Below are 17211 nucleotides of genomic sequence, written 5' to 3' on the forward strand. Positions count from 1 at the left end.
TCACAATAAATAAACATTAGAATTTAAAACCAAAAGTAGCCATTACCCCAACATTAGTATTTTTAATATTTGCTGGAGGTACAGAAACTATCGACTGATCATATAAAAAATATTTTTCCTCACCTTGTAAATATGTAAATGCCATATCAAAATAAAAATCATCATTTCTAATTCCAAAACCGGCATTATATGAAGAATGTATAGCATTTTCGTTTATCTGACCAGATCTATAAGGGCTTCCGTATAAACAATATCCACCACGTAAACTAAAAGGACCATTCTTGAATTCTGCACCAACCTTTATATTACCCGTTGCTGTATATGCATTTTCAATAGTATTATTTTCAGTATTAAAAGGATAATCATCAGCTCTTAAACGTGCTGTTGTATAATCAATATACTCATATTCTACGCCTATAATAGCAAACTTACTAATAACAAATCCTAAACTACCAATTGCACGAAATGGAGTTGTAAGTTCATAATCATAAGTTCCCTGAGTTGAATTAACTTTTTCTCCTGTTCCATGCAATGTATCTGAAAAAGATGATTGAATAGAGCTATTATATTCATCATGCATATTAAAGAAAGTTGGTGAATGAATTGCTCCACCAATTCTAATCCAGTCAGCAGGACGATAAATTAACCCAAACTTAAAATTAAATCCAGCTCCTGTTGTTTTAAGATCATTCTGAAAATCGAACTTATTGAAAGAAGGAATTGAATCATGTGGATCAGTTTCTGAATAAAAACTATTTTCAACGTATCTAATTGTTTGTATTCCTAGTGTTCCACCCATATATAGCTTGTTGCTATAATTACCAGCTAACGATATAACATACTCACCCATACCACCTTTAGTATTAATGTCTTTTCTTTGAATTTCACCATACCTAGGTAATGCTGACTTATATGTTGTTGCACCAGGAGTAGTTGGGTCAATCAGATAAGCATCCCATGCAAGACCTTCATTAAAATAATTCATGGTTTCTGAATCTTTATCTTTTGCTAGTGCAGCAAAATAATCGGTCATTGAACTGGAATTATTTTGTCCTTCAATTTTGACAAAATGATTAAAATCTGCTAATCTGTTATATCCAACAGCAAAGCTTGTTGTTACCCATCCCTCTTCTCGTCCGCTTACATGTGTTGCAACAAAACCTACATTTGCAAAATTCATTCTGAATTTATAATCATCTAATGCAATATCTGTATATTTTGTAGAGCTTGAATTATATGAAAATTGAGGAGTAAACATAAATTCAGATGACCTATAAATACCAAGACCGGCAGGGTTTGTACTAAGACTAGAGAAATCTCCTCCAAGTGCACCAAAAGCTCCTCCCATTGCATTATATCTTGCCGTTCCACTATTGAAATTCTGGCTATATCTTAAAGCGTCTACTTCATTTTGTGCTGCACAAAAGATTGGTAACAACGCGCCGATTATTAAAACTAACTTTTTCATAACTTTAATTTTTATATAAGTTAATAATATTATCTACGATGTCCACCTGAAGAGCTACCTGACGATGAACCACCTGAACGACTTCCACCTGAAGAACTACCAGATGAACTACCTGAAGATCTGCTTCCACCAAAAGATGAAGATCCACTACTATTGTTATTGTGTGACGGAGCAGAATATGAGTTATTTGATTTTGGAGCTGAATAATTATTTGAAGGTGAACTATAAGTTGAGTTTGATGGTTTAGAATAATTATAAGTATTTCCGGAATTTACTGGTTTACTGTCATTATTATTTTTACTTGGTGCCGAATAAGTATTATTAACAGGTTTATTAGTTCTGCCACCGTTATTATTATTATTGTAACCACCATTATTTACCGGTTTATTATACTCAATTGTATTACCATTTGATCCAGAATTATCAATCTTTTGAGGTTTTGACCAGTTATTTCTACTATTATTATCAGGATTTACATTGTTATTTCCTGAGTTGTTTGTTGGATTTGAATAAGGATTCTTTGTAGGTGCCACTTCAATAGAACCATTATTTGGTTTTCTAACAGGATCAACATTCTGATTATTGTTAGGATTTTTATTAAAATTAGGGTTAACATTATCAATATTAGTTGGACTAACATTATTTCCACTATTATTTTCTATTGGTTTCTTACCGTTATTAATAGTAGAATTATTAGAATTTGAAACATTATTATTATTCAACTCTGGGAATCTATTGTTATTTGATGGATTCTTTGAGTTATCAGGATTTTTAACATTTATAGCTCCATTATTTGAATTATTAATAACGTTAGGATTAACATTATTTGTAGAATTTGGATTCTTTGTAGCATTTGCCTGATTAATTGTTCCATTATTTGAATTATGTATAACATTAGGGTTAACATTATTATTGGAGCTATTTGCATTTAAATGCGGATTATTTGTAGTGTTAATTGCAGGAAGTTTATTCTCAACATCTTTTTTATAGTCATTAACAAATGAACCATAATTTCCTCTTGTACCACTTGAAGATCCACCATCTCTATGTCCGTAAGTTGTTAAAGACTGATCATAACTATTGTAATAATAATTATCTGCGTATCCATCATTATATCCATCCCAGTATCCATCATTATATCCATGATTATATCCACCCCAGTATCCATGATGACCGTAACCATGTCCGTAACCCCAATATGGATTATATCCGTAACCGTGTCCGTAACCATATCCGTAACCCCAGAAAGGATCATATCCATAACCATAACTCCAAGGTGAATACATTGAACAATATGAAGGCCACCAGTGATATCCTAAATAAATACTTACACCCCAATCCCATGGATCATAAGTATACCAATAAGAATTTGTATAATAGCCATTATAATATCCATAACCTAGGTAAGGCTCATGAAACCTACGAATTCTAGTTGAATATGAATAATCATAATAATCATCAGAATTAAAATCTTCATAATAATTATTTGTCACATAAGTATTTCCATTTGCATCTGTATACTGATCTGAATTTGAATAATTATATGATTTTTCATTTGAAGTTCCATCAGAACTTACATTTGAAGATTCATTATTACCAGAATTGCTGTAATCTGTATATTCTGAAGTTGGCTCAGCCTGATTAGCAGGCTCGCTAACAACATTTTCAGTTACTGTTGCAGGTTTATTTTTTGACGAATAATAAATATCGTCATAACTGGCACTTGTATGTTTTGTGGTAGTACAAGCTCCCACTAAGAGTGCCAATAAAGCCGGGATAAAAAGTTTTGTTTTCATGGTACTTACCTCCTGATTTGTTTTTTTATTGTAAAATTAGTAAAAAATTACGTTTTTTGTAAAGTTTTTCAGTTCAATTTCAAATACCGTACCAAAACAATAAAATAATGGCAAAAGTACTTACAACAAAAGAAGAGAATTATTCACAATGGTATAACGATATTGTAAATAAAGCAGATCTTGCAGAAAATTCATCGGTTAGAGGATGTATGGTTATTAAACCTTATGGTTATGCAATTTGGGAAAATATGCAACATATACTTGACGGGATGTTTAAAAAAACCGGACATTCAAATGCTTACTTTCCACTTTTTATACCAAAATCTTTTTTTAGTAAAGAAGCCAGTCATGTTGAGGGTTTTGCTAAAGAATGTGCAGTAGTTACTCATTACAGATTAAAAAATTCGCCTGATGGTAAGGGTGTTATAGTTGATGAAACTGCAAAACTTGAAGAAGAATTAATTGTACGCCCAACTTCGGAGACAATAATCTGGAATACTTATAAAAACTGGATTCAATCCTATCGTGATTTACCAATTTTAGTCAACCAATGGGCAAATGTTGTTAGATGGGAAATGCGAACAAGATTATTTTTAAGAACTGCTGAGTTTTTATGGCAAGAAGGTCATACTGCACATGCTACAAGTGAAGATGCAATTGAAGAAACAAAAAAAATGATAAATGTTTATTCTGATTTTGCAGAAAACTTTTTAGGAATTCCAGTAATTATAGGCACAAAATCTGATTCTGAAAGATTTGCAGGTGCTATTGATACTTATTGCATTGAGGCACTTATGCAGGACGGGAAAGCACTTCAGGCAGGAACTTCGCATTTTCTAGGGCAGAATTTTGCTAAAGCTTTTGATGTTAAGTTTACTTCAAAAGAAGGTCAATTAGAATATGTTTGGGCTACTTCATGGGGTGTTTCGACAAGATTAATTGGTGCTTTAATTATGACACATAGTGATAACAACGGACTTGTTTTACCTCCTAAAATAGCTCCTATACAAGTTGTTATTGTTCCTATTTACAAAACAGAAGAAGAGCAGATAAAAGTAGTAAACAAAGGAAAAGAACTTAAAGAACAACTTGAAAATGCTGGACTGACTGTCAAGCTTGACGATAGAGATACACATAAGCCTGGTTGGAAATTTGCCGAATACGAATTAAAAGGTATTCCTGTTAGAATAGCTATTGGTCCAAGAGATATTGACAATGGAACAATTGAAATTGCCAGACGTGACACCTTAGAAAAGTCTTCAGTTTCTTCTGAAAATATTTCTGAATATGTATTAAATCTATTGGACGAAATTCAAAAAAATATATTCAATAAAGCTAAGTTATTTAGAGAAAAAAGCACTCGTAAAATTGACAGTTACGATGAATTTAAAGTGGCAATAGAAAATGGAGGTTTTTTTGAAGCACATTGGGACGGAACAGCAGAAACTGAGGCAAAAATAAAGGAAGAAACCAAAGCTACAATCAGATGTATTCCTTTAAATACTAGCAACGAAGAAGGTTTTTGCATGGTTACGGGCAAACCTTCAAAAAAGCGGGTACTTTTTGCAAGAGCGTATTAATATTTTTTTATATCTTTACCTCTTTACAATTCTTTAATAAAGAAATATTATCACTTATTCATGAATAAGAAAGAAGACAAAAAGGTAAAATCATTAATATTAACTACTTTAAAAGATAAAACTCTTGTTAAACAGCAAGTGCTTGAAAATACTGTTGCTGCTTTTTCCTTAGTAAAACAAACACTAAATGAAATTACTACTGAATATAATGAAGCTATAAAAAGCCAAAAACCCGGTTTCCAAATTGAACATAATGATAAAGGGGGTTCAGATAGTGAACTAGTTTTTTCAACTGAAATGTTGATTTTTAACGTTCAACCAAATGTTTTTGAATTTGACAGAGGACACTCAATTTGGACAACTTCATATCTTCAGGATAATCCACTAAATGCATTTGTTGGTGTAATAAATATTTATAATTTCTTATCTGATTCATTTAAGCTAAACAGATTTGAAGATTTAGGCTATTTAATTGCCAGAATATTTGTAAACCGCGAAATGCATTATTTTGTTGAAGGAAAAAGACAATTAGGTTTTTTATATAATGATTTTGCAAATTCAAAAATAAATAAAATAGAATTAAAAAATATCATTGAATCAGCTATGCTATATTGTCTTGATTTTGAATCCTTAGTCCCAAATTATGATGATGTAAGTATTGTTTCCGTTGAACAGATGAGAGATAAAATAACAAAATCTAAATCTCAAAACGGCAAAAGACTTGGATTTCAATTTTATGCCGATGATGCAAATATTTAAAAAAATAAAACATAACAATATGATTCGCAACATTTTTATTATTACAATTTTATCATCTTTTGTAATATTAATTAATTCCTGTGGTACAGGTGAAAATGATCAAAACCAACAACAAGTTACTGATACAGTTCAGGCAAAAAAACTAACAGTAAATGAGCGAATTAATGAATATGCTGTAATTCCTCTTGTTAGTGATTTATCTAAACTAACAGATAAAGACAAAGAAATGCTTACCATTTTGATAAGTGCTTGTAAAATAATGGATGAAATTTTCTGGATGCAATCCTATGGAATAAAAGACTCATTATTTGCAGGGTTAAAAAACCCCGAAGAAGCAAAATTATGCGATATAAACTATGGTCCTTGGGATAGACTTAACGGTAATGAACCATTTCTGGAAAATGTAAATAAAAAACCTATTGGTGCAGGATTTTATCCTTCTGACATTAAATACTTACCATTTATCGATATGAAATTTGAAGATAAAATAAGTATGTATACAGTTGTAAAACGATCAGAAGATGGATCTTTATACACACAACCTTATCATGTTGCATATAAAGATAAACTTGAAAAAGCTGCAGACTTACTTAAAAAAGCTGCCAAAATATCTGAAAATAAAGATTTTGCTAAATTTCTAAATTTAAGAGCAGAAGCGTTATTAAATGATGATTATTATCCAAGTGAAATGTTTTGGATGGATATGGAATCAAATAACATTGATCTTATTATTGGCCCAATAGAAAGTGAAGAAGATAGATTTATTAATACAAAAACAGCTTACGAAGCATTCTTATTGATAAAGGATCTTGAATGGAGCAATAAATTAAAAAATTATTCATCAATGGTTCCTGAGATTAAAAATCAACTTCCTTTAGATGACAACTATAAAAATCAGATAATTTTCACAAAAACCAATATTGGTGTTTATGATGCAATTTTTTATGGCGGATATGCTAATGCAGGTGCAAAAAACATTTCTATTAATCACCCTAAAGATGGTAGGATATTAATGGAAAAAGGAAGCAAGAAAATGCAGTTTAAAAATGCAATGAAAGCTAAATTTGATAAAATATTACAACCTATCAGCAATATATTAATTTCTGATAATGAGCGTAAAAATGTAAAATTTGATGCTTTCTTTATCAATAATGTTAATTATGAAATTGCAGATGCAATTGTTGTTAAAACAACTATAAATAATAAAGGTCCGGTTAAAGATGCATTAAAAGATTATTATCCTACAATTAATTCATTAAAGGCTGATATTCTAAATCTTTATATTATTACTAAACTTCATGAAAAAGGTGTTATAAAAGAAGTTGAACTTTTAGATAACTATGTAATCTTTATGACTAATGTTATAAGATCTGTTCGCTTCGGTGCAACCTACTCTCAGGGATCTTCAAATATTATTTGTTTTAATGTTTTGCAGGAAATGCAAGCCTTTACAAGAGATGAAAAAACTGGAACTTATTCGGTTAATTTTGATAAAATGAAATCATCAATTGAAAGCTTTTCTTCTGATATCATGAAAATACTTGCTGAAGGTAACTATGATGCAGCAAAAGAGCTTATAGAAAGTAAAGGTAATATGCAACCAACCTTACAAGAAGATTTAAAAAGAATTTCTTCTGCTGGAATTCCTACAGACATTACATTTGAACAGGGCGAACAGGTTTTAGGTTTAACAAAATAAATTAAATTATGAAATATTATTTATTTGCAGGAATTTTTTTCCTGTCTTTTGCTACATTTTCATTTTCACAATCTAATAAAAAGACAGAAATAACTACTAAAAGCGATTTAATGAAAACAAAAGTAGATGAATATGCAATAGTTAAATTAACTGCAAATCTCTCTCAACTTACAGATAAAGAAAAAAAAATACTACCAATTTTATTTGAGGCAGCACAAATAATGGATGATTTATACTGGGAACAATCATATAACAAAAAAGAAGAGTTACTCGCAAAAATAAATGACGATTATACAAAGAAATTTTTCCTTATTAATTATGGCCCATGGGAACATTTAAATAATAACAAATCATTTGTAGAAGGAATTGGTGAAAAGCCTGATTGTGGTAATTTTTATCCATCAGATATGACAAAAGAAGAATTTGAGAAATTCAATTCAGAAAATAAAACAAGCTGGTATACTATTATTAGCAGAAACGATAAAAAAGAATTAATCACAATTCCATATAGTAAATTTTATCATGAAAAATTGAATAAAGCTGCAGAGTTATTAAGAAAAGCTTCAGAAATTTCAGACAATAAAAGTTTTAAAGATTATCTTACATTAAGAGCAGAAGCACTTCTATCAGATAATTACTTTGATAGCGATATGGCATGGATGAGTTTAGAAAACAGCAATCTAGATTTTGTTATCGGACCTATTGAAAGCTATAATGATGGCTTATTCGGATATAAAACTTCATTCGAATCTTTTATATTGCTAAAAGATATCGATTGGAGTAATAAGCTTTCAAAATTTGCTCAGTTACTTCCTGAAATTCAAAAGAGTTTACCGGTTGAAGATAAATATAAATCCGAAATTCCTGGTAAAGATTCTCAACTTGGAGTTTACGAAGCAATTTGTTATGCAGGTGATTGCAATGCCGGAAGTAAAACCATTGCCATTAATCTACCAAACGATAAAAAGGTTGGCGAATTAAAAGGAAGTCGTAAACTTCAGCTTAAAAATTCGATGAAAGCAAAGTTTGATAAAATTCTGTTGCCAATGTCAAACATACTAATTGCAGAAAGCCAAAGAAAAAATATAAAATTTGACGCTTTTTTTGAAAATGTTATGTTTCATGAAGTAGCACATGGACTAGGGATAAGCAAAACAATTAATAATAAAGGATTAGTTACAGAAGCTTTAAAAGATGTTCATACTTCACTAGAAGAATGTAAAGCTGATATTTTAGGACTGTATATTGTTACATATTTAAATAGCAAAGGTGAATTAAATGAACATGAATTAATTGACAATTATGTTACTTTTATGGCAGGAATATTCAGGTCAGTAAGATTTGGCGCTGCCAGTTCACATGGAAAAGCAAACATGATCGAATTTAATTATTTTGCAGACAATGGCGCATTCACCCGTGATGATAAAACAGGTACTTATCATGTAAATTTTGACAAAATGAAAGAAGCTGTTAGTTCATTAGGAAAATTAATTCTTATTCAACAAGGAAACGGTGATTACGAAAGCGCAAAAAATATTCTAAAAGAAATGGGTATTATGAAGCCTCAATTAGAACAAGATTTAATGAAGATTTCAAAAGCAGGAATTCCACGTGATATTGTATTTGAACAAGGGTTAAAAGTCATTGGATTATAAACAGTAAAATTGATTATTTAACAAACACAATTTTATTTGTTTTTTTCTGTTTTATACGATCGTTGATATTACTTAAAATGAAATTATTATTTTCAATAATTAGCCTTTGTCTTTTATCTTTAATAGTTAATGCTCAAGATTACTTTACACTATATGGTAGAATAACAGATCAGAATGGTATTGCGATTCCTGAAATTAATGTTAAAGTATTAGAATTAAATAATGTTGGAGTAAATACTGATAATGCAGGAAGTTATAAATTAAAATTACCAGTAAACAAAGAACTAACTATTGTTTTTTCACATATTCAATATTCCGATAAAACGTTTGTAATAAAAGGTAAACCCGGAGAAACAATAAGAAATAATTTTACTTTAAATGAAAACATTAACAATATACCAATTATTAATGTTGAAGCAAAAACAGAAAGACAAACAAACTTACAAAGAATAGACCCAAAAATCATTCAATTAATCCCTGATATTTCAGGTGGTATTGAAGCAAGTCTTAAAGCATTTCCGGGTGTTGCAAAAAATAACGAATTAAGTTCACAATATTCTGTTAGAGGTGGCAATTTTGACGAAAACTTAGTTTATGTAAACGACATAGAAGTATATCGCCCTTTCCTTATCAGAAGCGGACAACAGGAAGGGTTAAGTTTTGTAAATCCCGATATGGTTTCATCAATTTTATTTTCTGCTGGAGGGTTTGATGCCAAATATGGTGATAAAATGGCTTCGGTTTTAGACATCAGATATAAAAAACCTTCTAAAGCTGCTGCTGCTGTATCTGCAAGTTTGTTAGGTGGAAGTGTCAGCTTTGAAGGTTGCAGCAAAAATCACAGATTTACTCATATTTCTGGACTTCGCTATAAATCGTCACAATATGTACTAAATAGCTTAGATACTAAAGGTGATTACAAACCTTCGTTCGCTGATTTTCAAACCTACCTTACTTATGATATAACCGAAAAATTTGAAATTAGCTTTTTAGGCAACTATGCGATGAATAGTTTTCATTTTGTTCCTCAAACACGCGAAACTTCTTTTGGCACAATCGATGAAGCTTTAAAACTAAAAATATACTTTGATGGTCAGGAGCGTGATAAGAACTCAACAATGTTCGGAGCTTTTACAACAAATTACAAATATAATTCAAATCTAAAGCTAAATTTAACATGTTCGGCATATAGTTCTTACGAAGAAGAAACACTTGATATTATGGGGCAGTATTTCTTAAACGAACTTGATAAAGAAATGGGCTCAGATAATTTGGGTGACAGTTTAATGAATATTGGTATTGGAACTTTCTTAAACCATGCAAGAAATAAATTAACTGCAAATGTTTTAAACTTTCAACATAGAGGCAGTTACGAAAAAAACGACAATTCTATTTTATGGGGTGCTAATTTTCAGAATGAATTTATTCAGGATAGAATTCACGAATGGGAAATGCTTGATTCTGCGGGCTATTCTTTACCATATACTGATTCGGTTGTAAGTATGTACTCATTTGTCAGTTCAAGAAATACTCTGAATACATATAGAGTAACTTCTTTTATTCAAAGAACCAGCATATTTGAATCAGACAGTAACGAATATAGTTTTACTATTGGCATCAGAGAAAATTACTGGAATTTTTCCAATCAATTATTAATAAGTCCACGTGTATCATTTTCTGCCAGACCTAACTGGAAAAATGATTTCTTATTCAGATTCTCTGCAGGTTATTATTACCAACCTCCATTTTATAGAGAGTTACGTGATTTAAACGGGCAAATTAATTACAATATTGAAGCACAAAAATCATTGCAATTTGTTTTGGGAACTGATTATATATTTATTGCATGGGGAAGGCCATTTAAATTTCTTTCAGAAATTTATTATAAGAATTTTACAAAGCTTATTCCATATCAGATTGACAATGTAAGAATAAGATACCTTGCTAAAAATAATGCAAAGGGATATGCAACAGGAATTGATTTAAAGGTAAATGGTGAGTTTGTTCCGGGTGTTGAATCTTGGGCAAGTATTTCAATTATGAAAACAATGGAAGATTTATCGGATGATTTTTATATCAATTCTGATAGTTTAATTGTAGCACCAGGATATATCCCCCGCCCTTCTGATCAATTAGTAAATTTCGGATTATTTTTTCAAGATTATTTACCAAGAAACCCTTCTTACAAAATGCAGTTGAGCTTATTGTTTGGAAGTGGATTGCCGTTTGGACCTCCTAAATCTGAAAGATTTCAGGCTACTTATAGAATGCCTGCCTACAGAAGAGTTGACATTGGCTTTTCTAAATTGTTAAAATCTGAAGAACACGAATTACCAAAAGGAAATCCTTTTAAACATTTTAAAAGTATATGGCTGGGACTAGAAGTATTTAACCTTCTTAATATAAACAATACAATTTCGTATCAATGGGTAAGCGACGTTCGCGATCATCAATATGCTGTACCAAATTATTTATCGTCAAGAAGATTAAATTTAAAGCTAATTGCAAAGTTCTAGCAATTTGTTACTGTGGGTTAGTAATATGTAATATTACATCTGATTCAGTACCCTGAATTTTACATACAACTTCAATTTTCACAGTCATTATTTTTGAATTACATGAACTGATATATGTTACAGGACTAAACTGGTATTTCTTCTCTGTAACACCGTTTACTAAAGTATTTTTGTATGTACAACAACTTTTCTCTACACATTTTAAAATAATCTTGTTCAACTCCTCAAACTTTTTAAGACCCTCAACTTTATTGCCCTTAAAAAACGAACCAGAATATCCCTCTTTATCATTAATTTCTACAGTTGACAATTCTTTAAGCTTTACTTTACATAAATATGAATCAGTTATATATTCGCTAACGGGTATTCCCTTTATTTCAGCAAAACTATTAACAGAAGCTGAAAGTATCTTATTAAATTCAGTACAAAAATCGTAAGACTCAGATATAACAAAATCCTCAAATTCTGCATTTTCAATAAAACGATCATTTTCCCATTTTCCTTTTTCTTTATAGGTTTGAGAATACCATTGAGTTCCAAGACCGCTTCGTTTTCCGTTTAAAAATTCTCCGATATATTTTGTACCATCTGATCTTACAAACATTCCTTTACCACTAAACTTATCATCTTTAAAATCACCGGTATAAACATTACCATTAACATCAGTGTATTTACCAAATCCATTTAAATGTGAGTTAACAAATTCACCTTCATATTTATCACCTGTATTAAAAATATAAACTCCTTTTCCGTTTTCACAATTACCTGACTGGCAACCTGTTTTACTTTGAGAAAAACCTGATATTGTAAAAACTACTAACATCAGCACTAAAATTAAGTCTTTCATAATTCTTTAATTCATATTATTAAGCGAAAATACAAAAAAATCGGAATGTAAAACTTATCAGCATATCATCAAATTTATTAACATTATAGTTGCACATAAAACCAATCTAACTTAAATTTACGTCCAAATTTAATTTTAAACAACTATGAAAAAATTTATTTTATTCTTTGTCACCTTGGCAATTACCTCTTTTGCAATCATTACAGGTTGTAAAAAAGATAAAACAGATGACATTACTCCAGCTGACCCTACAAAAACAACTATAGTTTTATCGGGTGCTGTAATTGACGTTAATCAGGCTCCTATTGCTGGAGTAACAGTAAAAATAGGTGGCTTACAAGCAGTAACAGAATATGATGGTTCATTTTATTTTTCAAGTGTAACCGTTTCTAAAGAAAGATTTGTTGTTGAGTTTTCTAAAACAGGCTATTTTTCTTTAAACAGATCAGCTGTACCGGAAGCCGGTGTTCCAATTGATATGGAAGTTGGCTTAATCAGTGAAACTGATTTTACATATGCAGGAAGTAAAAGTTTCTCATCAACCATTTCTGATTCTTTAGAAATGTCGAGCGGTTGTGTTGTTTCTTTTCCTGCTAACTCATTTGTAACTTCTACAGGTGCTGCATATACAGGAATGGTAAATGTTAAAGCTGCATATTTAGATCCAACTATGACAAACTTCCCAATGTTTGTTTTTGGTGGCGATTTATATGGTAAAGACAATGCAGGAAATGATGTTATGTTGAATCCTTTTACCGGACTCAATGTTATAATTACTGATCCAAGTGGAAATAAACTTCAACTTGATGAAGCAAATGCTAAAAAAGCAACAGTAAAAATGCAAATTCCAAACACACTTTTAATATCCGCTCCTGCAAGTATTGATTTATTAGAATATAACCCTATTATGGGAGTATCTCAATCTTCAGGTACAGCAAATAAAACAGGAGGAAAATATATGGGTCAGGTTGGACATTTTTCTTTCTGGAGTTGTCAGGAAACAAAACCTGGAATTGCAGTTGTTTCGGGAAGAGTAACGGACAGTAATGGATTACCAGTACCTGGTGTTAATGTAAGAGTTGGACATACCATGGCAAAAACAAACATAAATGGCGACTATATTAAAAAAGTACCAACAGGGGTTGCAATGGTAATTGGAATTTTCCCAACATATTACGGAACTGTAATTAATCCTGTTCCTTGTACAGCATTATCAGATGGACAAACTTTTACAGCAGACTTTACAGTTCCTGCTATGAGAAAAGTTTATGGTAGGTTAGTTAATTGTGCAGGTGCTCCAATTGTTGGAAGAGTTGCTATTGATTGGTACTCATCAACAGTGTTTGCAAATGTTCATACATCTTGCTTTACACAAAACGATGGAGTATTTGAATTATTTATGGAAACATCGGCTACATCAGCAAATATTCATGCATGGGGTAATGGTACTGACACTATAAAATATTTCTATCCATCAACAGATCCATATAACTATGGTGATTTCATTCTTTGTCCACCTGTTCAATTAGGTCCTACACGATTAATTCTTAACGGTGGTCAATTTAACAATGTAACATTAAATGGTTTTAATGGATCAAGAATGGGGAAATTAATTTACGACACTGCAGGTGTTCCTCGACACATAAATATTTCTGCTTATGGCAGTGATGGTGATCTTTATATTCAAACAAATGGTGTTCATACCGGAACTTATACAGTAGGAACAAAATCAACACCTACAATTGTTTCAATGTATATTATGAGTACTACACCATATTTCCAGGATACATTAGCAACAGGTACTGTAAATATCACAAAAATTGGAGGTGAAAATGTTGGACTAATAGAAGGAACTATAACTGGCGTTTCAGCAACCGGAGTAAATGTTAGCGGACAATTCTCAGTCCCACGAGGACCTAATCAGTATAACTAACGATTTATTAAAAACCTCTTCCAAAAGAAGAGGTTTTTTTATTATTCTAATTGAAAAAATTTAGATTATATTTGTTTCATAGTTATAAAAAAATGATCAGAGTTTTCTTTTTATTATTTATCAGTTCGTCTTTGTTTGCTCAGATTTCCAGAGTTGACAGCTTGCAACTTTCATTAAATAAGTCAAAAAAAGACAGCTCTGCTGTAAATTTATACAAATTAATTGCTGAAGAATATGTAGAAACTGATATTGATAAATCACTTGAATACGCCAAACAAGGTTTAACATTAAGTCAGGATATCGGTTATGATAAAGGAATAGGAGATTTATCTAAAATTATTGGTGACATTCTTGACTCACAAAGTGATTTTATAAAATCAATTGAATACTATCAGATTTCATTAAGTGTATATGCTAAAGTTAGAAATAAGTCAGGTATTTCTGATGTAAAAAACAGCCTTGGAAGAGTTTACGAAAAACAAGGTAATTATAATAAAGCTCTCGAAAATTACCTTTCTGCATTAAAAATTAAAGAATCTATTGGCGATAAAAGTGGTATAGCTTCAAGTATGAATAACATTGGATTAATATATTACTATCAGGCCAGTTATGTAAAAGCTATGGATTACTTCCAAAAAACTCTGAAGATTGTTGACGAACTCGACAATAAATTTGGGATGGCCATGACTCTAAACAATATAGGCTTAGTTTATGATAAACAAAGTATGTTTGACACAGCCACAGTTTATTTTAAACAATCTTTAAAAATTCATGAGCAAATTGACAATAAATATGGCATGGCTACAAGCTTCACTAATCTGGGAAACATGGCATATAACAAAAAAGATTTTAAAAATGCCGAAGCATATTACCAGAAATCAGTTTTGTTAAAAGATGAACTTGGCGATAAATGGGGAATTGTAAGCACATACGTAAATCTAGCAGTTCTATATCAACAACAGGAGTCTTACAACAAAGCTATTACTATAATTGAGAAAGCTATTAATTTATCTAAAGAAATTGGATACCGAGACGGCGCCAAAAGTGCATTCTTAGTTTTAGCTGAATTAAATTCAATAATTGGGAATTACAAAGGTGCATATGAAGCGCATACTTATTATGTTTCTTATAAAGACAGTATTTTAAACGAAGAAAACTCTAAAGTACTCTCACAACTTCAGGAACAATTTAATGCAGAAAAAAGAGAAAAAGAAAACCAATTGCTCAAAACACAAAAACAAAAAGACGACCTTAAGATTAAACAACAATCTACACAAATAATCGCTGTAGTTTTTGTTTTGTTATTATTAATAATATTGGCAGGATTTATTTTAAGAGGATACAGACAGAAGAAAAAAGCCAATACATTGTTATCTGCTCAAAACGAAGAAATATCAGAACAAAAAGCAGAAATAGAAAACAAAAACCGTGATATTTTAGCAAGTATAAATTACGCTAAACGAATACAGGAAGCTATTTTACCTCCAGATAAATTAGTTAAAGAAAGTGTCGAAAAATCATTTATTCTTTTTAAACCAAAAGATATTGTTTCGGGAGACTTTTACTGGATGGCTGTTAAACAGGATCTTGTTCTGTTTTCAGTTGTTGATTGTACAGGACATGGAGTTCCCGGAGCTTTTATGAGTATTGTAGGCTACAATAATCTTAATCAGGCTGTAAACGAACAGCATATTTATCAACCAGGGCAAATTTTAGATAAACTCAATGATTTGGTAGAACAAACTTTACACAGTGGCGAAGGAAAAGATGTAAAAGACGGAATGGATGTGGCTTTATGTGCACTTCACACCGATAACAATATACTTGAATTTGCGGGTGCAAATAATCCAGTTTACCTTGTTAGAAATAAAGAAAACAGCTTTATTCATAACAATGTCAAATATGATGCAATTACCGAAAATGAAAAATTTGCTTTGTATGAGATTAAAGCCAACCGTCAGCCAATTGGAGCATATATAAACAGAGAAAAATTCTTAAATCACACCATTCAGCTTATTGAAGGCGATTCTATTTACATTTTCTCTGACGGTTTCCCCGATCAGTTTGGCGGACCAAGCGGAAAGAAATTTAAATACAAACCATTTAAAGAACTATTACTAACAGTTCAGGAATTTGACATGACTACCCAGCGCAAAATGCTCGATAAAACCATTGAAGACTGGAAAGGTGGTTCATACGAACAGGTTGATGATATTTGTGTTATAGGCGTAAGAATTTAATCCCCATGATTAATTATTCTGGAAGGGCTTTTGCTATTATTTCAATTATTGCTGCAAATGTAATTTATGGGTTGAATTATGTTATTGCTAAAGGTGTAATGCCAGATTATTTCTCGCCAAAGGCAATAATTTTTTTTAGAATTACTGGTACAATAGTCCTAACGCTATTATTCTTTTTTCTTTTTATTAAAGAAAAAGTAGAAAAAAAAGATTTTCCAAGATTAATACTTTCATCAGTTTTTGGAATTGCTATTAATCAAATTATGTTTTTTGAAGGACTTAACCTTACTACCCCTATTGATGCAGCAATAATAATGACAGTTAATCCAGTTCTTGTACTTATTTTCGCTTTTGTTATATTAAAAGAAAAAATAACATTATTAAAAATACTTGGAATAGCTATTGGCATTGCAGGGGCTGTTTTACTTATTACTGGCAAAGGTGAACTATCATTTAATTCAAAAACTTTTGTAGGAAATATTCTTATCTTAATTAACGCAACATCATTTGCAGTTTATCTTGTAATAATAAAACCATTAATGAAAAAATACCATCCAATGACTATAATGTTATGGACATTTATTTTTGGTTTCTTTATTACCCTACCCTTTACTATTGAACCGGTTATAAATTCTAATTTTCATGATATTCCATTAAAAATATGGTTGGGATTGGGATATATTATTGTAGGAGCTACATTTCTTGGATATTTATTTTA

General features: G+C 30.8%; 11 protein-coding genes. 8 read left to right on the forward strand and 3 right to left on the reverse strand.

The annotated features are described in order from the left end of the window. Nucleotides 1-16: 16 nt before the first annotated feature. Entirely contained in the window at nucleotides 17-1468 is a 1452-nt protein-coding gene (locus HY951_12045; protein MBI5540785.1) for a hypothetical protein, read from the reverse strand. A gap of 29 nt (nucleotides 1469-1497) precedes the next feature. Further along, a complete protein-coding gene (locus tag HY951_12050; protein MBI5540786.1) occupies nucleotides 1498-3264 on the reverse strand; it encodes a hypothetical protein in 1767 nt (588 codons plus the stop codon). Nucleotides 3265-3371: 107 nt separating this feature from the next. Between HY951_12050 and HY951_12055 the strand changes: the two genes are divergently transcribed. From HY951_12055 to HY951_12075, 5 genes are all read left to right on the forward strand, one after another. Then, nucleotides 3372-4844, forward strand: a complete 1473-nt coding sequence (locus tag HY951_12055; protein ID MBI5540787.1) for a proline--tRNA ligase — start codon at nucleotides 3372-3374, stop codon at nucleotides 4842-4844. Nucleotides 4845-4904: 60 nt separating this feature from the next. Then, nucleotides 4905-5603, forward strand: coding sequence for a hypothetical protein (locus HY951_12060; protein ID MBI5540788.1), 699 nt, complete (start codon nucleotides 4905-4907; stop codon nucleotides 5601-5603). A gap of 19 nt (nucleotides 5604-5622) precedes the next feature. Then, the gene (locus HY951_12065) at nucleotides 5623-7302 is read left to right on the forward strand and encodes a Zn-dependent hydrolase (protein MBI5540789.1); all 1680 of its coding nucleotides are present in this window, start codon (nucleotides 5623-5625) and stop codon (nucleotides 7300-7302) included. Between the two features lie 8 nt (nucleotides 7303-7310). Next, on the forward strand, nucleotides 7311-8957 hold the full coding sequence (locus HY951_12070) for a Zn-dependent hydrolase (GenBank protein ID MBI5540790.1): 1647 nt from the start codon (nucleotides 7311-7313) through the stop codon (nucleotides 8955-8957). A gap of 77 nt (nucleotides 8958-9034) precedes the next feature. Next, a complete protein-coding gene (locus HY951_12075; GenBank protein MBI5540791.1) occupies nucleotides 9035-11473 on the forward strand; it encodes a carboxypeptidase-like regulatory domain-containing protein in 2439 nt (812 codons plus the stop codon). Between the two features lie 7 nt (nucleotides 11474-11480). Here the strand turns inward: HY951_12075 and HY951_12080 are convergent, their stop codons facing one another. After that, nucleotides 11481-12320: a hypothetical protein gene (locus tag HY951_12080; protein MBI5540792.1), complete on the reverse strand. Its 840-nt coding sequence runs from the start codon at nucleotides 12318-12320 to the stop codon at nucleotides 11481-11483. 145 nt (nucleotides 12321-12465) lie between these two features. On the opposite strand from HY951_12080, the gene HY951_12085 reads away from it, so the two are divergent. From HY951_12085 to HY951_12095, 3 genes are all read left to right on the forward strand, one after another. After that, nucleotides 12466-14253, forward strand: coding sequence for a carboxypeptidase regulatory-like domain-containing protein (locus HY951_12085; protein MBI5540793.1), 1788 nt, complete (start codon nucleotides 12466-12468; stop codon nucleotides 14251-14253). A 92-nt stretch (nucleotides 14254-14345) separates the two neighbouring features. Continuing rightward, nucleotides 14346-16493, forward strand: a complete 2148-nt coding sequence (locus tag HY951_12090; GenBank protein ID MBI5540794.1) for a tetratricopeptide repeat protein — start codon at nucleotides 14346-14348, stop codon at nucleotides 16491-16493. Nucleotides 16494-16498: 5 nt separating this feature from the next. Beyond that, the coding region (locus HY951_12095) for an EamA family transporter (protein MBI5540795.1) at nucleotides 16499-17211 on the forward strand (713 nt) is incomplete at its 3' end.

The organism is Bacteroidia bacterium (assembly GCA_016218155.1).
In the GTDB taxonomy this organism is placed as follows: Bacteria; Bacteroidota; Bacteroidia; order Bacteroidales; family GWA2-32-17; genus GWA2-32-17.